18 protein-coding genes and 1 pseudogene are annotated in these 21,658 nt (G+C 54.0%); 12 read left to right on the top strand and 7 right to left on the bottom strand.

Annotated elements, in window-relative coordinates:
• Positions 1 to 46 precede the first annotated feature (46 nt).
• The 3 genes from speFL to potE all read left to right on the top strand — a co-directional run bounded on the left by speFL (position 47) and on the right by potE (position 3,914).
• Positions 47 to 151 (top strand): leader peptide SpeFL, encoded by a 105-nt coding sequence (gene speFL, locus INF73_RS16020; RefSeq protein ID WP_003858645.1) that lies wholly within the window; start codon positions 47 to 49, stop codon positions 149 to 151.
• 254 nt (positions 152 to 405) lie between these two features.
• On the top strand, positions 406 to 2,604 hold the full coding sequence (gene speF / locus INF73_RS16015; protein WP_193542120.1) for an ornithine decarboxylase SpeF: 2,199 nt from the start codon (positions 406 to 408) through the stop codon (positions 2,602 to 2,604).
• Complete coding sequence (gene potE / locus INF73_RS16010; protein WP_045630860.1) at positions 2,601 to 3,914, top strand: putrescine-ornithine antiporter; 1,314 nt, start codon at positions 2,601 to 2,603, stop codon at positions 3,912 to 3,914. The genes speF and potE overlap by 4 nt, the downstream gene beginning before the upstream one ends.
• Positions 3,915 to 4,018: 104 nt before the next feature.
• Here potE and pgm read toward each other — a convergent pair whose 3' ends face one another.
• Together pgm and seqA are read right to left on the bottom strand one after the other, a co-directional pair.
• Complete coding sequence (pgm, locus tag INF73_RS16005; protein WP_028012364.1) at positions 4,019 to 5,659, bottom strand: phosphoglucomutase (alpha-D-glucose-1,6-bisphosphate-dependent); 1,641 nt, start codon at positions 5,657 to 5,659, stop codon at positions 4,019 to 4,021.
• Positions 5,660 to 5,683: 24 nt separating this feature from the next.
• Positions 5,684 to 6,232, bottom strand: a complete 549-nt coding sequence (gene seqA / locus INF73_RS16000; RefSeq protein WP_193542122.1) for a replication initiation negative regulator SeqA — start codon at positions 6,230 to 6,232, stop codon at positions 5,684 to 5,686.
• A 183-nt stretch (positions 6,233 to 6,415) separates the two neighbouring features.
• Between seqA and ybfF the strand changes: the two genes are divergently transcribed.
• From ybfF to fur, 4 genes are all read left to right on the top strand, one after another.
• The gene (gene ybfF, locus INF73_RS15995; RefSeq protein ID WP_193542124.1) at positions 6,416 to 7,189 is read left to right on the top strand and encodes an esterase; all 774 of its coding nucleotides are present in this window, start codon (positions 6,416 to 6,418) and stop codon (positions 7,187 to 7,189) included.
• Positions 7,190 to 7,317: 128 nt separating this feature from the next.
• The gene (gene ybfE / locus INF73_RS15990; RefSeq protein WP_014883017.1) at positions 7,318 to 7,605 is read left to right on the top strand and encodes a LexA regulated protein; all 288 of its coding nucleotides are present in this window, start codon (positions 7,318 to 7,320) and stop codon (positions 7,603 to 7,605) included.
• A gap of 155 nt (positions 7,606 to 7,760) precedes the next feature.
• A complete protein-coding gene (gene fldA / locus INF73_RS15985) occupies positions 7,761 to 8,291 on the top strand; it encodes a flavodoxin FldA (RefSeq protein ID WP_008501067.1) in 531 nt (176 codons plus the stop codon).
• A gap of 288 nt (positions 8,292 to 8,579) precedes the next feature.
• A complete protein-coding gene (fur, locus tag INF73_RS15980) occupies positions 8,580 to 9,026 on the top strand; it encodes a ferric iron uptake transcriptional regulator (RefSeq protein WP_028012361.1) in 447 nt (148 codons plus the stop codon).
• 92 nt (positions 9,027 to 9,118) lie between these two features.
• On the opposite strand, the gene chiQ is transcribed toward fur, so the two are convergent.
• From chiQ to nagE, 4 genes are all read right to left on the bottom strand, one after another.
• Complete coding sequence (chiQ, locus tag INF73_RS15975) at positions 9,119 to 9,445, bottom strand: ChiQ/YbfN family lipoprotein (protein WP_028012360.1); 327 nt, start codon at positions 9,443 to 9,445, stop codon at positions 9,119 to 9,121.
• A 47-nt stretch (positions 9,446 to 9,492) separates the two neighbouring features.
• Positions 9,493 to 10,890: a chitoporin gene (gene chiP, locus INF73_RS15970; protein ID WP_028012359.1), complete on the bottom strand. Its 1,398-nt coding sequence runs from the start codon at positions 10,888 to 10,890 to the stop codon at positions 9,493 to 9,495.
• A gap of 447 nt (positions 10,891 to 11,337) precedes the next feature.
• Positions 11,338 to 13,005, bottom strand: coding sequence for a glutamine--tRNA ligase (glnS, locus tag INF73_RS15965; protein WP_193542127.1), 1,668 nt, complete (start codon positions 13,003 to 13,005; stop codon positions 11,338 to 11,340).
• A 179-nt stretch (positions 13,006 to 13,184) separates the two neighbouring features.
• On the bottom strand, positions 13,185 to 15,137 hold the full coding sequence (nagE, locus tag INF73_RS15960; RefSeq protein WP_028012357.1) for a PTS N-acetyl glucosamine transporter subunit IIABC: 1,953 nt from the start codon (positions 15,135 to 15,137) through the stop codon (positions 13,185 to 13,187).
• A 328-nt stretch (positions 15,138 to 15,465) separates the two neighbouring features.
• On the opposite strand from nagE, the gene nagB reads away from it, so the two are divergent.
• The 5 genes from nagB to asnB all read left to right on the top strand — a co-directional run bounded on the left by nagB (position 15,466) and on the right by asnB (position 21,412).
• On the top strand, positions 15,466 to 16,266 hold the full coding sequence (nagB, locus tag INF73_RS15955; protein ID WP_028012356.1) for a glucosamine-6-phosphate deaminase: 801 nt from the start codon (positions 15,466 to 15,468) through the stop codon (positions 16,264 to 16,266).
• 55 nt (positions 16,267 to 16,321) lie between these two features.
• Positions 16,322 to 17,470, top strand: coding sequence for an N-acetylglucosamine-6-phosphate deacetylase (gene nagA / locus INF73_RS15950; RefSeq protein WP_028012355.1), 1,149 nt, complete (start codon positions 16,322 to 16,324; stop codon positions 17,468 to 17,470).
• Positions 17,471 to 17,478: 8 nt separating this feature from the next.
• Positions 17,479 to 18,699, top strand: a complete 1,221-nt coding sequence (locus INF73_RS15945; protein WP_028012354.1) for an N-acetylglucosamine repressor — start codon at positions 17,479 to 17,481, stop codon at positions 18,697 to 18,699.
• Between the two features lie 45 nt (positions 18,700 to 18,744).
• Positions 18,745 to 19,497 carry a ribonucleotide monophosphatase NagD gene (gene nagD / locus INF73_RS15940; protein ID WP_028012353.1) on the top strand — a complete coding sequence of 251 codons (753 nt, stop codon included), beginning with the start codon at positions 18,745 to 18,747 and terminating at the stop codon, positions 19,495 to 19,497.
• Positions 19,498 to 19,747: 250 nt separating this feature from the next.
• Entirely contained in the window at positions 19,748 to 21,412 is a 1,665-nt protein-coding gene (asnB, locus tag INF73_RS15935) for an asparagine synthase B (protein WP_155026403.1), read from the top strand.
• 53 nt (positions 21,413 to 21,465) lie between these two features.
• Here asnB and INF73_RS22105 read toward each other — a convergent pair.
• A pseudogene (locus INF73_RS22105) lies at positions 21,466 to 21,658 on the bottom strand (hypothetical protein); the annotation flags it as partial.

The raw sequence follows: 21,658 nt of genomic DNA, 5'->3' as shown, positions 1-21,658 counted from the left end.
CTGGATAAAATGACCATGCTTTCAATTACTGAAAGGAAAATGAAACATGGAAAACAACAATCGCTTAATGCCCCATATAAGGCGGACAACGCATATTATGATGTTTGCCCACCGAAACTGCTTTGACTTTCATCTCTTTAATGCCCGGTAGTCCTTCGACTTCTGGCGCACTCGCTTACAGGTTATCCTGAAAAATCTTAACTTACAGGCAATTGCCTGTGAACTCGTGCGCTCATTCATCTTGATTCAGACTCATCCGCACCGGGCGGACTGAATTTCAATCATCAAAAAAGCAATTCACTGATTTTAATCAGCGGCTACCCATTGCTTTTTTTCCGGAAAATTATCGATTTCTTTCTTGCAAGAAATCGAGGGACGCTTATTACCTAAAATAAAGAGAGAAAGATGAAAAATTTAAAAATCGCAGCCAGCCGTGCATGTCCGGACTGCTTTACTACCCAGCGTGAAGTGGTGGATGTCCGCGCTTCTGATTATATTGATGTTGCCGCCATTGTTCTGGCGGTCACGGATATTGCCAGCGGTATCCTGGAAGAAATAGAAGCTACCGGTTTTGGCATTCCCGTATTTGTGGTGACGCACAAAGAAGAGATCATCCCGGCAGATTATTTATCGCGCATTCACGGCGTATTTGAGCATTCAGACACCAGCAAAGACTTTTATGGACGCCAACTGGAAGCGGCCGCGCAGAAGTATGAAACCCAGCTGCGCCCGCCGTTTTTCCGGGCCCTTGTCGACTACGTGAAGCAGGGCAACAGCGCGTTTGACTGCCCGGGGCATCAGGGCGGGCAGTTTTTCCGCCGTCATCCTGCCGGCAATCAGTTTGTCGATTTCTTTGGCGAGACGTTATTCCGCTCCGATCTGTGCAACGCCGACGTGGCGATGGGGGATCTGCTGATCCACGAAGGCGCACCGTGCATTGCCCAGCAGCATGCGGCGAAGGTCTTTAATGCCGATAAGACCTACTTCGTGCTGAATGGCACCTCGTCGTCCAACAAAGTGGTGCTTAATGCCCTGCTCACCCCAGGCGACCTGGTGCTGTTTGACCGTAATAATCATAAGTCTAACCACCACGGTGCCCTCCTTCAGGCTGGCGCAACGCCGGTCTATCTGGAAACCGCGCGCAACCCGTACGGCTTTATCGGCGGCATTGACGCGCACTGCTTTGAGGAGAGCTACCTGCGTGAACAGGTGGCAGAGGTGGCGCCTGGCCGTGCACGCGATGCGCGTCCGTTCCGCCTGGCGGTGATCCAGCTGGGCACCTACGATGGCACCATCTACAACGCCCGTCAGGTGGTGGATAAGATTGGGCACCTGTGCGACTACATCCTGTTTGACTCGGCCTGGGTGGGTTACGAGCAGTTTATTCCGATGATGGCCGACTGCTCTCCGCTGCTGCTGGAGCTGAACGAGAACGATCCGGGGATCCTGGTCACCCAGTCCGTGCATAAACAGCAGGCGGGCTTCTCGCAGACCTCGCAAATTCACAAGAAGGACAGCCACATCAAAGGCCAGCAGCGCTATGTCCCACATAAGCGGCTCAACAATGCCTTTATGATGCACGCCTCCACCAGCCCGTTTTATCCGCTGTTTGCCGCGCTGGACATTAACGCCCGCATGCATGAGGGGCAAAGCGGCCGCAACATGTGGATGGACTGCGTGGTGACGGGCATTGAGGCGCGCAAGCTGATCCTGGAGAACTGCCGATTTATTCGTCCATTTGTGCCCGAGACGGTGGATGGCCGCGCGTGGGAAAGCTGGGACACGGCAGAGATTGCAACCGATCTGCGCTTCTTCCATTTCGTACCGGGTGAACGCTGGCACGCCTTTGAAGGTTATGCTGAGCACCAGTATTTTATCGACCCGTGCAAGCTGCTGCTGACCACGCCGGGCATTAACGCCCGCACCGGGGAGTATGACGACTTCGGCGTGCCCGCCACCATTCTCGCCAACTTCCTGCGTGAAAACGGCATCGTGCCGGAAAAATGCGATCTCAACTCGATCCTGTTCCTGCTCACCCCTGCGGAGGACATGGGCAAGCTGCAGCAGCTGGTCGCCCAGCTGGTGCGCTTCGAAAAACTGCTTGAGAGCGATGTGCCGCTGAAAGACGTCCTGCCCTCCCTCTACAAACAGCATCCGGAACGTTACGCGGGTTACACCCTGCGCCAGATCTGCCAGGAAATGCACGATCTGTACGCCCGCCATAACGTGAAGCAGCTGCAAAAAGAGATGTTCCGCAAGTCTCACTTCCCGCGGGTGATGATGAACCCGCAGGACGCGAACTACGCCTACCTGCGCGGAGAAGTGGAGCTGGTCTCCCTGCGCGACGCGGAAGGCCGCATCGCCGCCGAAGGCGCTCTTCCTTACCCACCGGGGGTACTGTGCGTGGTTCCAGGGGAAGTCTGGGGCGGTTCCGTGCTGCGCTACTTTGCCGCGCTGGAAGAAGGCATCAACCTGCTGCCGGGCTTCGCACCGGAGCTGCAGGGCGTGTACGTCGAGGAGTGTGACGGTCGCAAACAGGTTCGCTGCTACGTCATCAAACAATCCGCTGCTCAGCCATCGCTGCTGAAAGGAGAAAAATTATGAGCAAGTCCAATAAGATGGGCGTGGTGCAGCTGACTATCCTCACCATGGTTAACATGATGGGCTCCGGGATTATCATGCTGCCCACCAAGCTTGCCGAGGTGGGGACCATCTCGATCATCTCCTGGCTGGTGACGGCTGTCGGATCGATGGCGCTGGCGTGGGCGTTTGCCAAGTGCGGGATGTTCAGCCGCAAGTCAGGCGGCATGGGCGGCTATGCCGAGTACGCCTTTGGCAAGTCGGGCAACTTTATGGCGAACTATACCTATGGGGTGTCGCTGCTGATCGCCAACGTGGCGATTGCCATCTCCGCCGTGGGCTACGGTACGGAGCTGTTTGGCGCGACGCTCAGCCCGGTGCAAATTGGGCTGGCGACCATCGGCGTGCTGTGGATCTGTACCGTCGCCAACTTTGGCGGCGCGCGCATCACCGGACAGCTCAGCAGCATCACCGTCTGGGGCGTGATCATCCCGGTGGTCGGTCTGTGCATTATCGGCTGGTTCTGGTTTAGCCCGACGCTGTACGCCAACTCCTGGAACCCGCACCATGTGCCGTTCTTCACCGCCGTGGGCTCGTCTATCGCCATGACGCTCTGGGCTTTCCTGGGCCTGGAATCCGCCTGCGCGAATGCGGAAGTGGTGGAAAATCCGGAGAAGAACGTGCCGATTGCGGTTCTCGGCGGGACGCTGGGCGCGGCGGTGATCTATATCGTTTCAACCAACGTGATAGCGGGGATCGTGCCAAACATGGATCTGGCTAACTCCACGGCACCGTTCGGACTGGCCTTTGCGCAGATGTTCACCCCGGAAGTCGGGAAAGTGATCATGGGGCTGATGGTGATGTCCTGCTGCGGATCGCTGCTTGGCTGGCAGTTCACCATTGCACAGGTTTTTAAATCTTCGGCAGATGAAGGCTATTTCCCGAAAATCTTCTCCCGCGTGACCAAAGCCGATGCGCCGGTGCAGGGGATGCTGGCAATTGTCATCTTCCAGAGCGGATTATCGCTAATGACCATCAGCCCGTCGCTGAACAGCCAGTTCAACGTGCTGGTCAATCTGGCGGTGGTGACGAATATCATCCCGTATATTCTGTCGATGGCGGCGCTGGCGATCATTCAGAAGGTGGCGAAGGTGGATCCGCACAAAGCGCGAGTAGCGAATATCGTGGCGCTGGTTGGGGCGATATACAGCTTCTATGCGCTCTACTCGTCCGGCCAGGAAGCGATGCTGTACGGGGCGATAGTGACCTTTATGGGCTGGACGCTGTACGGTCTGGTGTCGCCGAGATTTGAATTGAAGAACAAACACAGTTAGGTAAAAGCAAAACGGCAACCCTGAGGTTGCCGTTTTTAGTGTTTTCTCCCTCTCCCCGTGGGAGAGGGCCGGGGTGAGGGCATCAGCCCGCACCAGAACACGACTTATGCGTTTTTCAGCACTTCGCTGACAATCTCTACCGCTTCTTTCTCAATCTGCTGGCGATGCTCAGCGCCGAGGAAGCTTTCGCAATAGATTTTGTACGCATCTTCCGTACCGGACGGACGCGCGGCAAACCAGCCATTTTCGGTCATCACTTTCAGGCCGCCGATAGACGCACCGTTACCCGGTGCCGCCGTCAGACGCGCGGTGATCGGATCGCCTGCCAGGGTGCTTGCGCTGACCATCTCCGGAGAGAGTTTGGACAGAGCCGCTTTCTGGGCAGAGGTCGCGCCAGCCTGAATACGGTTATAGCTTGGCGCACCAAAGCGTGCAGCCAGCTCGTTGTAATGTTCCTGCGGGTTCTTGCCGGTAACCGCGGTAATCTCCGCCGCCAGCAGGCACATGATGATGCCGTCTTTATCGGTTGACCACGGGGTGCCGTCGAAACGCAGGAAGGACGCGCCTGCGCTCTCTTCGCCGCCGAAGCCAAAGCTGCCGTCGTGCAGACCGTCAACGAACCACTTGAAGCCTACCGGCACTTCCACCAGCTTGCGGCCCAGCGCGTCCACCACGCGGTCGATCATCGCAGAAGAGACCAGCGTTTTACCAACAGCCACCTCTTTGCCCCACTGCGGACGGTGCTGGAACAGGTAGTTGATCGCAACAGCCAGATAGTGGTTCGGGTTCATCAGCCCCGCAGGGGTGACGATGCCGTGACGGTCATAGTCCGGGTCGTTAGCAAACGCCAGGTCGAATTTATCGCGCAGCGCCAGCAGGCCCGCCATCGCGCATTCGGAGGAGCAGTCCATACGGATCGCGCCGTCTTTGTCCAGGTGCATAAAGCGGAAGGTCTGATCGACGTGATCGTTCACGATGGTCAGATCCAGCTTGTAGTGCTCGGCGATGCGCTTCCAGTACTCAATACCGGAGCCGCCCAGCGGATCCACGCCCAGCTTCAGGCCGGCTTTCTGAATCGCCGCCATATCGACGATATCCGCCAGCCCTTCCACAAACGGCTGAACCAGATCTTGCTCTTTCACGTGGCCGGAAGCCATCGCCTCATCAAGAGAAATACGTTTAACGCCTTTCAGACCGTCGGCCAGCAGCGCGTTTGCACGATCTTCCACCACTTTGGTGACGTTAGTGTCAGCCGGGCCGCCGTTAGGCGGGTTGTATTTGATACCACCGTCTTCCGGCGGGTTGTGGGATGGCGTGATGACGATACCGTCAGCCTGCGCGCCACCTTTTTTGTTGTGCACAAGGATCGCGTTTGATACCGCCGGTGTTGGAGTAAACCCATTGTTCTCCTGAACAATCACGTCCACACCGTTCGCCGCCAGCACTTCCAGCACGGAAATAAACGCCGGTTCAGACAGCGCATGGGTATCTTTGCCCACGTAGCACGGACCGGTAACGCCGTTTTTAGCGCGCTCTTCCGCAATGGCCTGAGCAATGGCCAGAATGTGCGGTTCGTTAAAGCTGTGGCGCGCCGCGCTGCCGCGGTGACCAGATGTACCAAACTTCACTGCGTGTTCTGCGTTGCCCACGACCGGTTTCAGCACGTAATACTGCGCGGTCAGCTGAGCGACGTTAATCAAATCGCTTTGTTGTGCAGGTTGGCCTGCACGGCTGTGATTTGCCATTACCGGGTCCTTATGATGCAAGGGTTAAATTGTACCGCAAACCTTTTCAATCAATTCCGCCGGGAACTGCATGGACTGCATGATGTGTTCAATCATGCTGCACTTGCGGCCCGTATTGGTATTGGTGATCACCCAGTACGGAGTGCCAGGGACATGTTTAGGTTTGGTTTGATTGCCATTTTGCAGCAGCGTCTGCTCGTCGCCCGCGAAATAGACGCGGGTACGGCCGTGCAGCGACTCGGTCGCTTCAGCAAACGCTTTGTTATCCAGGGAGTAAAGTGTAGACAGCACTAGCATAAAACGGTTAACCGCCTTTTTCTGCTCCGCATATTCGTCGGAGAGCAGCAGTTCGCGCATCGCGCGCACTTTATCTTTTACCGGCGTCACGGCAGGTTTTGCTTGTACAGCAACGCTCGGCAGAGACACGACATCTTTGGTAACTGGGGTGGCAGGCTGTGAAGCGGCGGAAATTTTAAGCATGCGCCGTAAAATGTCGGACGCGCTCTCCCCGATATGCCGCGTCTGGCTGGCAATATACTGATAGAGTTCGTCATCAACTTCGATTGTTTTCATCTTAATCCAGTGCGATATCTTATCTGAATACAAGTCATTGGGATTATAAGGTCAAATCCCAACAGCGGATAGCGTCAAACCAGGTTGGCGGCAAAAGTCAGATTAAACTGGAACCTTGCAGCCGGGCGGCAGAATGGTCAACATGATACCCTAACCTGACATACGTAAAAAAAGAACTTTGCCATGAAATTGAATACCCGAGCGCAAACTGCACAATCGCCGAACAATAATTCCCCCATAGTGCTGGTTCATGGACTTTTTGGCAGCCTGGATAACCTGGGCGTGCTGGCCCGCGATTTGGTTACCGATCACGATATTTTGCAGGTCGATATGCGCAACCACGGGCTTTCCGGTCGCTCAGACGAGATGACCTATGCGGCAATGGCGCAGGATCTGCTGGATACGCTGGACGCGCACAACCTGCAGAAGGTGACCCTCATCGGGCATTCAATGGGCGGTAAAGCGGTTATGGCGCTCACCGCGCTGGCGCCAGAGCGAATTTCCGGGCTTGTCGTGATTGACGTTGCGCCTGTGGATTACGACGTTCGCCGTCACGATGAGATTTTCACGGCGATCAATGCCGTAACCGAAGCTGGCGTTTCCACTCGTCAGCAGGCGGCAACCGTTATGCGTGAGCATCTTAATGAAGAAAGCGTGGTGCAGTTCCTTTTGAAGTCGTTTGTTGACGGGCTGTGGCGTTTTAACGTGCCGGTGCTGTGGGACCAGTACAACCACATCGTGGGCTGGGAAACCGTTCCCGCCTGGCCGCACCCTGCCCTCTTTATTCGCGGCGGTAACTCTCCTTATATTACCGACGCGTACCGCGACACGCTGCTGGCACAATTCCCGCAGGCGCGCGCCCACGTCATTGCCGGTGCCGGACACTGGGTGCATGCGGAAAAACCGGATGCTGTACTGCGCGCCATTCGCCGCTATCTCGCTGATACTGCAAATTGATTAAAAAGAGAGCGACTGGAAGATGACGGGCTTCCAGTCATTGGCGTGCCGTTTTTGGTGATGTATGATGGCGCGCTTATCGCCCGGGCTTTAGCAGGGCGGCGTGTTTCCCCCGAAGTCTCATAATCATGGCCAAAGAACAAACGGACCGTACGACACTAGATCTGTTCGCGAATGAGCGTCGACCGGGACGACCGAAAACGAATCCGCTTTCGCGCGATGAACAGCTGCGTATCAATAAACGCAATCAGCTTAAACGCGATAAAAATCGTGGGCTTAAGCGTGTCGAACTGAAGCTCAACGCCGACGCGGTCGATGCGCTTAACGAGCTGGCAGAGGCGCGTAACATCAGCCGCAGCGAGCTTATTGAAGAGATGCTCATCGCCCAACTTGAGACGCTGCGCAGCCAGGCATAAGTCTGAAAAACCCCTTTATCGCCCTTTTCATGTAGCACAGAGTGCAGTCCTGCGCGATAGCGGTTTCCGCAGGGTTGCCAGTTCTGCTATTATTGCCCTTATCCGTGGCCGAATTGCGCCACCATACCATTAAGTTTCAAGAGGTTATTTTACTCATGGCAATCATCGGCATTTTCTTCGGCAGTGATACCGGCAATACCGAAAATATCGCAAAAAACATTCAGAAACAGCTCGGTAAAGACGTTGCTGATGTGCATGACATCGCCAAGAGCAGCAAAGAAGATCTCGAGGGCTATGACATTCTGCTGCTGGGTATTCCAACCTGGTACTATGGTGAAGCCCAGTGCGACTGGGACGATTTCTTCCCGACGCTGGAAGAGGTGGACTTCAACGGCAAGCTGGTTGCCCTGTTCGGTTGTGGCGATCAGGAAGATTACGCCGAGTACTTCTGTGATGCGCTGGGGACGATTCGCGACATCATTGAGCCTAATGGCGCGGTTATTGTTGGCCACTGGCCGACTGCCGGTTACCACTTCGAAGCCTCTAAAGGCCTGGCCGATGACGATCATTTTGTCGGACTTGCCATTGACGAAGACCGTCAGCCAGAACTGACCGCAGAGCGTGTAGAGAAGTGGGTTAAGCAGATCCGCGAAGAACTGCATCTGGACGATATTCTCAACGCCTGATTTTTTACGGCGCAACGCGGGTTGCGCCCCTTTTCCAGGTAAAACCGATTAAATTAATTGCTACAAACTTTTAACTTTTTCGCCCAGACCTGTACAATGTCTCCCTGGCAAAATGTGGTTTCCATTGAGCAAGTTTGTAGGTGATACCACGTTTTTATAAGCATACTTTGCCTGAGACTTGCAGTTTTCATTTAGGCATGGCAGTTCTATAATGAGACGCATTATCCCAGGTGCATTTTCTGTCACTTCCCAGAGAAGTGAATCGTTTAGCAACAGGACAGATTCCGCATGACTGACAACAATACCGCATTAAAGAAGGCTGGCCTGAAAGTAACGCTTCCTCGGTTAAAAATCCTGGAAGTGCTTCAGGGTCCAGACAATCACCATGTCAGTGCGGAAGACCTTTATAAACGTCTTATCGACATGGGTGAAGAGATTGGGCTGGCCACCGTATATCGCGTGCTGAACCAGTTTGATGACGCGGGCATTGTTACCCGTCATAATTTCGAAGGCGGTAAATCTGTATTCGAACTGACCCAGCAGCATCACCACGATCACCTGATCTGCCTCGATTGCGGCAAGGTCATTGAATTTAGCGATGATTCCATCGAAGCGCGTCAGCGTGAAATCGCAGCTCGTCATGGCATTCGCCTGACCAACCACAGCCTGTACCTTTACGGTCACTGCGCTGAAGGGGATTGCCGCGAGAATGAACACGCTCACGACACAAAATAAGTTAGCGTTCATACTCTGAGCCAGCCGTAAGGTTGGCTTTTTTTTGCATTAAAAAAGCCCGGTAAGCAAAGTGCCACCGGGCGTAGAGCAACTTATTTGTTGTTATTGCGTATCTCGTTCCAGATTTTATCGCAACGCTTCGCCACTTCCTGATCGTTACCGGTTTTACGTGCCTGGATGCAGGCCTGATAATCCATCACGCGAACATTCTCCTGCGTCGCGAACGCCTCATGCGCTTTCTCTTTCTTTAACACATTTAGCACGCTCTGGCAGGCTTCAATCTTCTCAGGCGATCCTTCCGCGGTATTAATACAGGCGCTATACGCCTCCTTCAGACGGGCGTCCTCTTTCGGCGCCTGAGTCTGAACACACGCCACCAGCCCTGATGCCATCAGCGCGACGATTACGATTTTTTTCATCATATGCAGTCTCCAGACCGGCGGGACTCAGCCCGCCGGTGTGCTCATCAGAAGATGGTGAATGGGGCGATAACCATGAATTTGACGTCACGTTCATCCTGGAAGATGTTGCCGTAACCGCCCGCATAGCTTGGGATGTCTGAGTGGTTGTCATACTGCGTGAAGTGCAGCTTGAACATCGTGCCTTTCGCGCGGCCATCCTGCAGGGTGTAGATAGCATCCAGGCTGTAGGAGGACTCTTTCAGGCGATAGTTTGGATCGTAGTACGCATCCGGCGTCGCCATGTCTGCTGGTTTTGCATCCCAGGCGTAAGCGTAAGAAGCGCCCACCGCCCAGCCCGGCAGGTTCCAGTTTTTCAGGTCATACATGGCGCCGAAGAAGACCGCTTTCTCGCCGTCGGCGTTGAAGTCTGAGCGGTTATCCCACCAGATATCCAGACGACCGTTGGATGAGGCATAGGTCGGCGTCATACGCTGCAGGAAGTAGCCCTGCTGCCCTTCCGCCTTCACCCACGTGCCTTCCAGACGCAAATCAACCTGACCGACCTTATAGCCGAAGGTTAACGCCTGCAGCCACGCGGTACCGTTATAAATGTCATTTACGCTGCCATCGCTGACCTTATCGCGCGTACCGTAGAACTGGTAGCTGGTGCTCAGCGGACTACCGGCGATATCAAATTTGTAGCTGGCTTTAGCAAAATACTGATCGATATAACCTTCCGCCTGACCAAATGCAGCTTCCAGAACCAGATCGTTTTTGAAATCGTACTTTGCGCCCAGCGAGTGGAGGTAATCGACTTTGGTTTTCTTATCGTTCTGGTAGAACTTGTCCATCTCAATGTGCCACGGCGCTTTGTACTCGTTGGTCCACATATAGGAGAAGCTCAACGCACCTGCATCACCGTAGTCAAAATTAGCCCCGGCTTCTGCCCCCTGATAGGTACCAGGCATAAAGCTCCAGTGCGGCGCTAACAGCGTCTGGCCGGTTGGCTGAATATAGCCCCCACGCGCCCATACCGGGCCGTATTTGAATTTCGCTGCGGCCTTATAAAGGCTGATACCGCTTTTATCCCCTGACCAGTCTTCGTCATAGGCTTTATTGCTGGAGGAGAAGGCAATTTCGTTCGGGTGGCCGCTGTCGCCATTTTCAGCCATTTCAATCGCCGTAAACGCGGCAATATCCAGACCGAACATATCGGCGGCGTAGCCTGACTGGAAGTCCAGGTTGGCGTTCCAGGTGGAGTGAGAGAGGTTGGTTTTGTATTTATCTTCTGTGACATCTTTACGGTCACGTTCACGCTGCCAGTAATAAATACCGCCAGTGAGGGTAGAATCTTCGATGAAACCTGCTGCTTTTGCCTCTGGTGTCACCACCAGGCCCGACATTGCTGTCACACCGGCAATAGCCAGCGCCAGCGCACTACGTTTGCCACTGAACGTACGCATAGATTATTCCTCTTTGACGAATTAAAACGCCTTAAACGGCGAAAATATAAAAGACCAAAAGGCCAGGGGTAGTTATAAATACCCTCGAATTAACTACCGTCTTTAGGTTATTTTTCGCGACGCGAATTATCAATGCTTTTCAGTGGGCAAAAGTCAGGATTATGACGAAGTGCACATAATTGGTAGTGCTTTGTAACATTTGGCCGAATGCGAGGTGTGGCGGGGGTAGAGCAGGTAATTTCGGCGTATTAGATCGTAATAGAACCCGTATTTGTCTTAATTCTCATTTTTATGAAACAGACAAACTTTTTTTAGAAAAATAAGTAGCACCGCATTGACCAAAAATTTTAGCTGGCCTAATTACGGGCCTACTTTAACGATATGATCATTAAATAAAAAAACGCCGCTATAAGCGGCGTTTGTTTCTCATTGACCAGTGCAGCGTTATTATTCGCCGATCTTGGTCCAGGTATCACGCAGACCTACGGTACGGTTAAATACCGGTTTTTCTGCCGTGCTATAACGGCTGTCCAGGCAGAAGTAACCTTCACGCTCGAACTGGAACGCTTTGCCCACTTCAGCGGCTTTCAGCGATGGCTCCGCATAACCTTGCTTGATCACCAGAGATTCCGGGTTGATGGTCGCCAGGAAGTCTTCAGCCGCACCCGGGTTAGGCACGCTGAACAGACGATCGTACAGACGAATTTCTACAGGCAGCGCGTGGGAAGCGCTCACCCAGTGGATCACGCCTTTCACCTTGCGGCCGTCTGCCGGATCTTTGCTCAGCGTCTCAGCATCGTACGAACAGAAGATGGTGGTAATGTTACCTTCAGCATCCTTCTCTACGCGCTCGGCTTTGATGACGTAGGCGTTACGCAGACGAACTTCTTTGCCCAACACCAGACGCTTGTACTGCTTATTGGCTTCTTCACGGAAGTCAGCACGGTCGATCCAGATCTCACCGCTGAACGGCACGTCGCGGCTTCCCATTTCCGGTTTATTCGGATGGTTAGGCATAGAGACCAGCTCGCTTCCACCCTGCGGGTAATTTTCAATAACCAGTTTCACCGGATCGATAACAGCCATCGCGCGCGGGGCGTTTTCGTTAAGATCTTCACGAATGCAGGATTCCAGAGACGCCATTTCGATGGTGTTGTCCTGCTTGGTCACGCCGATACGTTTGCAGAACTCACGAATAGAAGCGGCAGTGTAACCACGGCGACGCAGGCCGGAGATGGTCGGCATGCGCGGGTCGTCCCAGCCTTCAACGTGCTTGTCGGTCACCAGCAGGTTCAGCTTACGCTTGGACATCACGGTGTATTCCAGATTCAGACGAGAGAACTCGTACTGACGCGGATGCACAGGAATGGTGATGTTATCCAGCACCCAGTCGTACAGACGACGGTTATCCTGGAACTCCAGCGTACACAGCGAGTGGGTAATGCCTTCCAGCGCATCGCTGATGCAGTGGGTGAAGTCGTACATCGGATAAATGCACCACTTGTTGCCGGTCTGGTGGTGTTCTGCGAACTTAATGCGGTACAGCACCGGATCGCGCATCACGATAAACGGCGACGCCATATCGATTTTGGCACGCAGGCACGCTTTACCTTCTTCGAAGCCACCGGCACGCATTTTTTCAAACAGCGCCAGGTTCTCTTCCACGCTGCGATCGCGGAACGGGCTGTTTTTGCCAGGTGCAGTCAGCGTACCGCGATACTCGCGGATTTCGTCCGCAGACAGCTCGTCAACGTATGCCAGACCTTTGTTGATCAGCTCCACCGCGTAGGCATACAGCTGATCAAAATAGTCAGAGGAGTAGCAGATATCGCCAGACCAATTGAAGCCCAGCCATTGCACGTCGTTTTTAATGGACTCAACGTATTCGATGTCTTCTTTTACTGGGTTGGTGTCATCGAAACGCAGGTTGCACTGCCCCTGGTAGTCTTGCGCAATGCCAAAGTTCAGGCAGATCGATTTCGCGTGACCAATGTGCAGGTAGCCGTTCGGCTCCGGCGGGAAACGCGTATGTACCGTGGTGTGCTTACCACTGGCCAGATCTTCATCGATGATCTGACGAATAAAGTTACTCGGGCGGGCTTCTGCCTCACTCATCGTGGATTCCTCAAAGCGTAAACAACGTATAACGGCGTATGATCTTATAAGCCGGACGTAGTGACAACCCTTAGTTACGGAAAATACGTATCAGATGAAAATAATGGGGGCGTTTGCTGCAAAAAAAAGCGGCGGAGGATATCCCCCGCCGCTTAAGGCATGACTCTACTCAGGAGCGATTACTTGCCTTTAATCTCATACAGCGGTGTCTGACCCGCAACCACCTGACCTTTCGCCTGGAGTACCAGACCGCTAAAGTCGTCGATGTTGCTGCACACGACCGGACTAATCATCGAGCGCGCGTTGGCGTTCAGGAAGTCCAGATCCATTTCCAGAATCGGCTGACCTGCCACCACTTCGGCCCCCTCTTCCACCAGGCGAGTAAAGCCCTGACCGTTCAGCGCAACGGTATCGATCCCCATATGGACAACGATCTCCGCGCCTTTTTCGGTTTCGAGGCAGAACGCGTGGTTGGTGTTGAAGATTTTCACGATGGTGCCTGCCGCCGGAGACACAACGGTTTTGTCCGTTGGTTTCACCGCCACGCCGTCACCGACCGCTTTGCTGGCGAACGCTTCGTCAGGCACCTGCTCAAGGTCAACCACGTCACCCGTTACCGGAGAGACCAGCGCGGCCACCGTCACAGCGTTAGGCACGGCCTGCGGCTTCGCTACCGGGGCAGCCGTCGACGCAGGTGCGCTGTCGGCTGATGCCGCCGCGACCGGGCCACGGGCAACCACTTTCTTCATTTCGTCGCCAATGGATTCTGCTTTGGCGCCTACGATAACCTGGATAGTTTGTTTGTTCAGTTTAACCACGCCCGATGCACCAAGGCGTTTACACATTGCGTCGCTTACGCGCGCCGAGTCACCCACCGTCAGACGCAGACGGGTGATACAGGCATCAATCGCTTTCAGGTTGTCAGTCCCACCGACGGCAGCGATATAGCTGGTCGCCAGCTGAGTCAGACCCTCTTCGGTATTGCTGTTGGCTTCGTTGGTGACCACTTCGTCTTTGGTATCTTCGCGGCCTGGTGTTTTGAGGTTAAACATACGAATAACCGCAGTGAACAGCACGAAGTAGATGACGAAGAAGACCAGACCCATTACCACCAGCATCCAGACATTCTTGCTTGCCGCCGGCAGGTTGTACATCAACACGTAGTCGATCGCGCCTGCAGAGAAGGAGAAGCCAGCATGGATGCCCAGCAGGGTCGCCACAAACAGGCTGATACCGGTAAGCACCGCATGCATGAGGTACAGCACTGGCGCCAGGAACATGAACAGGAATTCCAGCGGCTCGGTTACACCGGTCAGGAACGCGGTAATCGCAACGGACAGCAGCATGCCGCCAACCATTGGGCGACGCGCTTTTGGCGCAGCCAGGTACATTGCCAGTGCAGCGCCCGGCAGACCAAACATCATGATTGGGAAGAAGCCAGACATGAACATACCCGCGGTGCCGTCGCCAGCGTAGAAGCGGTTGATGTCGCCGTGGAATACGGTGCCCGCAGCATTGGTGAACTCACCAATCTGGAACCAGGCGATGGTGTTCAGCACCTGATGCAGACCGGTTGGGATCAGCAGACGGTTGATAAAACCAAAGATACCTGAGCCCACTGCACCCGCAGAAACAATCCACTCGCCGCCCGCATGGATAGCATGCTGCACCGGCGGCCAGACGTAGCCAAAGATAGCTGCCAGGATCAGACAGAAAAAGCCCGTCGCAATTGGCACAAAACGTTTACCGCCGAAGAAGCTCAGGAAGTCAGGCAGTTTGATACCCGCCCAGCGGTTGTACACGGCACCACCGACCAGACCGGTAATGATACCCGCCAGTACACCCATGTTGATTTCCGGGTTGATGGTTACCATCGCTTTCGTGAGGATGAAGTAACCTACCGCCCCTGCCAGTGCCGCAGCACCGGCGCTGTCTTTTGACCAGCTTGACGCCACGCCGATGGCGAAGATCAGCGCAAGGTTGTCAAAAATGGCGCCGCCTGCCTGGGCAATAAACGGCACGTTAAGAAGATCGGGTTGCCCGAATCGCAGCAGCAACGCTGCAACCGGTAGCACGGCGATAGGGAGCTGCAAAGCCCTACCGAGGCGCTGGAAAAAACCTAAAATATTCATCCTATTCCCCCTACGAGACCCATTATTAAGACTCGCGCATAAACTATGTTTTTATTGTGTCACGAACGATAGATACAGTTGATGATTCACTGGCAGTCTGAGTGTGTGAAAAATTAATTCGTATCGCAAATTAAACACCTATTTTTTGTGATTATTGTCACCAAATATCGTATTCCCTCCTCCCTTTCACTGGCTAACAGCCAAAACTTATTTTATCATTCAAAAAATCAAGACGGATTGATCCGGCCTGAAAGGTTCCAGGTTACGCTTAAGCATCAGGTTCCGATACCCATCCGCCCACTCTTCTACTTAAACTTTGAGGTGAACAATGAGACTGATTCCCCTGGCAACTGCTGAACAAGTCGGTAAATGGGCCGCTCGCCATATCGTTAACCGTATTAATGCCTTCAAGCCTACTGCCGATCGTCCTTTCGTTCTTGGCCTTCCAACCGGTGGTACCCCACTGACCGCGTACAAAGCGCTGGTTGAAATGCATAAAGCGGGCCAGGTTAGCTTTAAACACGTTGTGACCTTCAACATGGACGAATATGTCGGCCTGCCAAAGGAGCATCCTGAAAGCTACCATAGCTTCATGCACCGCAATTTCTTTGATCACGTTGATATCCCAGCTGAAAATATTAACCTGCTGAATGGAAATGCGCCTGATATTGACGCAGAATGCCGTCAGTACGAAGAAAAAATCCGTTCTTACGGTAAAATCCACCTGTTCATGGGTGGCGTGGGCAACGATGGTCATATCGCGTTCAACGAACCAGCTTCTTCTCTGGCTTCCCGTACCCGTATTAAAACGCTGACCCATGACACCCGCGTGGCAAACTCCCGCTTCTTTGACGGTGATGTGAACCAGGTTCCAAAATACGCCCTGACCGTTGGCGTGGGCACCCTGCTGGATGCCGAAGAGGTGATGATTCTGGTACTGGGCGGCGTGAAAGCGCAGGCGCTCCAGGCAGCCGTTGAAGGCAACGTTAACCACATGTGGACCATCAGCTGCCTGCAGCTGCATCCAAAATCAGTCATCGTCTGCGACGAACCGTCCACGATGGAGCTGAAGGTGAAAACGCTGAAATACTTCAACGAGTTAGAAGCTGAGAACATCAAAGGTCTGTAATTGAATAACCGCCTCTTCTGTCAGAGGCGGTCGCTTTTTTTAACCGGGGGTCGATATGTACGCTTTAACCCACGGTCGGATTTATACCGGCCATGAAATTCTGGATGACCATGCGATTGTTATCGCCAATGGCCTGATTGAACGTGTTTGCCCGCTGGCGGAACTGCCGCCGGAGATAGAACAGCGCTCACTCAATGGAGCAGTAATCTCCCCCGGTTTCATCGACGTACAGCTTAACGGCTGCGGCGGTGTGCAGTTCAATGACACCGCCGAGGCGGTGACGGTTGAAACGCTGGAAATCATGCAGAAAGCTAACGAGAAATCAGGCTGCACCAGCTATCTGCCGACGCTCATCACCAGCAGTGATGACCTGATGAAACAGGGTATCCGCGTGATGCGCGAGTACCTCGCCAAACACCCGAACCAGGCGCTGGGTCTGCATCTGGAAGGGCCATGGCTGAACATAGTGAAAAAAGGCACGCATAACCCGGATTACGTGCGCAAGCCGGATGCTGAACTGGTCGACTACATGTGTGCCAATGCTGATGTGATCGCTAAAGTGACGCTGGCGCCTGAAATGACCGGTACTGAGGTCATCAGCAAACTGGCTGCCGCCGGGATTGTGGTTTCAGCAGGCCACTCAAACGCCACGCTGAAAGAAGCCAAAGCGGGCTTCCGTGCCGGCATTACCTTTGCGACCCACCTTTACAACGCCATGCCGTATATTACCGGCCGTGAACCGGGTCTGGTCGGGGCGATTCTCGACGAACCAGACGTCTACTGCGGCATTATCGCTGATGGCATGCACGTTGATTACACCAACATTCGCAACGCCAAACGGCTGAAAGGTGACAAGCTCTGCCTGGTCACCGATGCCACCGCGCCAGCAGGTGCAAATATTGAGCAGTTCATTTTTGCTGGTAAAACAATATACTACCGCAATGGACTGTGTGTGGATGAAAACGGTACGCTGAGTGGCTCCTCTTTGACCATGATTGAAGGGGTGCGTAATCTGGTGGAGCATTGTGGGATTGCGCTTGATGAAGTCCTGCGTATGGCCACCCTTTATCCGGCTCGCGCCATCGGAGTGGACAAACAGCTCGGCGGAATTGCACCAGGTATGGTTGCAAACCTGACGGCATTCACACACGATTATAAAATTATTAAGACCATCGTTAATGGTAACGAGGTCGTCACTGAGTAAGTAAAAGTATGACACCAGGCGGACAAGCTCAAATCGGTAATGTCGATCTCGTTAAACAACTTAACAGTGCGGCGGTTTATCGCCTGATTGACCAACATGGTCCAATCTCGCGGATCCAGATAGCCGAACAAAGCCAGCTTGCTCCCGCCAGCGTGACAAAAATTACCCGCCAGCTCATTGAGCGCGGTTTGATCAAAGAAGTCGATCAGCAGGCCTCCACCGGGGGCCGCCGCGCCATCTCCATCATTACCGAAACCCGCAACTTTCAGGCCATTGGCGTCCGGCTTGGTCGTCATGACACCACGCTCACGCTGTACGATTTGAGCAGCAAAGCCATTGCGGAAGAGCACTACCCGCTGCCCGAGCGCACTCAGGAGACGCTGGAACACGCGCTGCTGAATACTATCGCGCACTTTATTGAAAGCTGTCAGCGCAAGATCCGCGAACTGATCGCCATCTCCGTCATTCTGCCGGGCCTGGTCGACCCGGAAAGCGGTGTGATCCGATACATGCCGCATATTCAGGTTGAGAACTGGGCGCTGGTCGACGCGCTGGAAAAACGCTTTAAGGTGACCTGCTTTGTCGGCCATGATATTCGATCTTTAGCGCTGGCTGAGCACTACTTTGGTGCGAGTCAGGACTGTGAAGACTCTATTCTGGTGCGCGTACACCGCGGTACGGGCGCAGGCATTATCTCCAATGGCCGTATTTTTATTGGTCGTAACGGTAACGTTGGCGAGATCGGCCACATCCAGGTTGAACCGCTCGGCGAACGCTGCCACTGCGGCAACTTCGGCTGCCTTGAAACCATCGCCGCCAACACGGCCATCGAGCAGCGCGTTCGCCACCTGCTTGAGCAGGGTTATCAAAGCCGCGTCACGCTGGACGATTGCAAGATAGGCACCATCTGCAAAGCCGCCAATAAAGGCGACGCGCTGGCCTGTGAGGTGATCGAGCAGGTAGGTCGCCATCTGGGGAAAACCATCGCCATCGCCATTAACCTGTTTAACCCGCAGAAAGTGGTGATCGCCGGAGAGATTGTTGAAGCGGAAAAGGTGCTGCTGCCCGCCATCGAAGGCTGTATCAACACCCAGGCGCTGAAAGCATTCCGACAGAACCTCCCGGTGGTTCGTTCGAAGCTTGACCATCGCTCGGCGATTGGCGCGTTTGCGCTGGTCAAGCGCGCCATGCTCAACGGGATCCTGCTCCAGCATTTGCTGGAATCCTGATCGGACCTTATAGTAACGCCTTCTTTTTTTGATGTCGGAATGTCCATGACCATTAAGAATGTAATTTGTGATATCGACGGCGTGCTGATGCACGACAACGTTGCCGTGCCGGGTGCTGCGGAGTTTCTTCACCGCATCATCGACAAAGGAATGCCACTGGTTCTACTCACGAACTACCCTTCCCAAACCGGTCAGGATCTGGCGAACCGCTTTGCCACCGCAGGCGTCGACGTGCCGGACAGCGTGTTTTATACCTCCGCAATGGCAACGGCGGATTTCCTGAAGCGTCAGGAAGGAAAAAAAGCCTACGTGGTCGGTGAAGGCGCGCTGATCCACGAGCTGTATAAAGCAGGCTTTACCATTACCGATGTGAACCCGGACTTTGTGATCGTGGGTGAAACGCGTTCCTTTAACTGGGAGATGATGCATAAAGCAGCCTACTTTGTCGCCAACGGTGCACGCTTTATCGCCACCAACCCGGATACGCACGGCCGTGGTTTCTATCCGGCCTGCGGCGCGCTGTGCGCCGGTATTGAAAAAATCTCCGGCCGTAAGCCTTTTGTTGTCGGCAAACCGAGCCCGTGGATCATCCGCGCCGCGCTGAATACGATGCAGGCACACTCAGAAGAAACCGTCATTGTTGGCGACAACCTGCGCACCGATATTCTGGCTGGCTTCCAGGCAGGGCTTGAAACCATCCTGGTACTTTCTGGCGTCTCGCAGCTTGATGACATCGATACGATGCCCTTCCGACCTAGCTGGATTTACCCCTCTGTCGACGAAATCGACGTTATTTGATTCTGAACCACGTCCCAGGGCGTGGTTTTTCATTTTCAGCTTATATAAACAAAACACCATCTAACAAAAAACCATTTTCATTGCATAATCATCAATAAAAGGATTCGTGACGTACTCTTTTTTCACTATTCCGCAATCACTATTGCACTATTTCCGTTTTGGCCCGTAAAACCCTTGCGCCCCTCCCCTCTTTTGCGGCATTTTCATAAGCAAGCAACATCACAATGCAACAGAGTTAACGGAGAAGGTTATGTGTTCAATTTTTGGCGTACTGGATATTAAAACTGACGCGGGCGAACTGCGTAAAAAAGCACTCGAATTGTCCCGCCTGATGCGCCATCGCGGACCGGACTGGTCAGGCGTTTACGCCAGTGACAAAGCGATTCTGGCTCACGAACGTCTGTCTATTGTTGACGTCAACGCCGGTGCACAGCCGCTGTATAACGAGAAAAAAACGCACGCGCTGGCTGTCAACGGTGAGATCTACAACCATCAGGCGCTGCGCGCCGAGTACGGCGACCGCTACGCCTTCCAGACCGGCTCTGACTGTGAAGTGATCCTGGCGCTGTATCAGGAGAAAGGTCCCGAGTTTCTCGACGACCTGCAGGGTATGTTTGCCTTTGCCCTGTACGACAGCGAAAAAGACGCTTACCTGATTGGCCGTGACCATATCGGCATTATCCCGCTGTACATGGGGCACGATGAACACGGCAACTTCTATGTCGCGTCCGAAATGAAAGCCCTGGTACCGGTCTGCCGCACCATCAAAGAGTTCCCGGCGGGCAGCTATCTGTGGAGTAAAGACGGTGAAATCCGTTCGTACTACCAGCGCGACTGGTTTGACTATGACGCGGTGAAAGACAACGTGACGGATAAAGCCGAGCTGCGTCAGGCGCTGGAAGATTCCGTGAAAAGCCACCTGATGTCAGACGTGCCTTACGGCGTACTGCTCTCCGGCGGTCTGGACTCCTCCGTGATCTCCGCGATCACCAAGAAATTCGCGGCTCGTCGCGTGGAAGATCAGGAGCGCTCCGAGGCCTGGTGGCCGCAGCTGCACTCCTTTGCCGTGGGCCTGGAAGGGGCACCGGATCTGAAAGCCGCGCAGGAAGTGGCAAACCACCTCGGCACCGTGCACCATGAAATTCACTTCACCGTGCAGGAAGGTCTGGATGCGATCCGCGATGTGATCTATCACATTGAAACCTATGACGTGACCACCATTCGCGCCTCCACGCCGATGTACCTGATGTCGCGTAAGATCAAGGCGATGGGCATCAAGATGGTGCTCTCCGGCGAAGGTTCTGACGAAGTGTTTGGCGGCTACCTGTACTTCCACAAAGCGCCAAACGCAAAAGAGCTTCATGAAGAGACCGTGCGTAAGCTGCAGGCGCTGCATATGTTCGACTGTGCGCGTGCCAACAAAGCGATGTCGGCCTGGGGCGTGGAAGCGCGCGTGCCGTTCCTGGATAAGAAATTCCTCGACGTGGCGATGCGCATCAACCCGCAGGATAAAATGTGCGGCAACGGCAAAATGGAAAAACATATCCTGCGTGAATGTTTTGAATCTTACCTGCCGGCGAGCGTGGCATGGCGTCAGAAAGAGCAGTTCTCTGATGGCGTTGGCTACAGCTGGATCGACACCCTGAAAGAGGTGGCGGCGAAGCAGATTTCTGACCAAAAGCTGGAAACCGCAAGCTTCCGCTTCCCGTACAACACGCCGGGCTCGAAAGAAGCGTACCTCTACCGTGAGATCTTTGAAGAGCTGTTCCCGGTGCCGAGCGCTGCCGAGTGTGTTCCTGGCGGTCCGTCAGTGGCCTGTTCATCTGCAAAAGCCATTGAATGGGATGAATCTTTCAAGGCGATGAACGATCCATCGGGGCGTGCAGTAGGCGTTCACCAGTCCGCCTACAAATAATCACAACGATTTCAAACAGGCCCCTCAGGGGCCTGTTTTTTTTGCCTCACATTTCACCACCTAAAACCGATTAATAACCAATAATTGCCGAATATTCGGCCACGCTGTTCGCAACCTAACCAAACAGTCACATTCCGGCTATTTTCGTTGAAAAAGGTGTTGACGCTGCAAGGGTCTATACGCATAATGCGCCCCGCAACGCCGATAAGGTAACGCGAAAAAAAGATGGCTACGTAGCTCAGTTGG

Origin of the sequence: Enterobacter cloacae complex sp. P6RS, from assembly GCF_014982245.1 — a bacterium.
GTDB classification, from domain to species: domain Bacteria; phylum Pseudomonadota; class Gammaproteobacteria; order Enterobacterales; family Enterobacteriaceae; genus Enterobacter; species Enterobacter bugandensis.
This window is presented reverse-complemented; position numbering and strand designations above follow the sequence as displayed.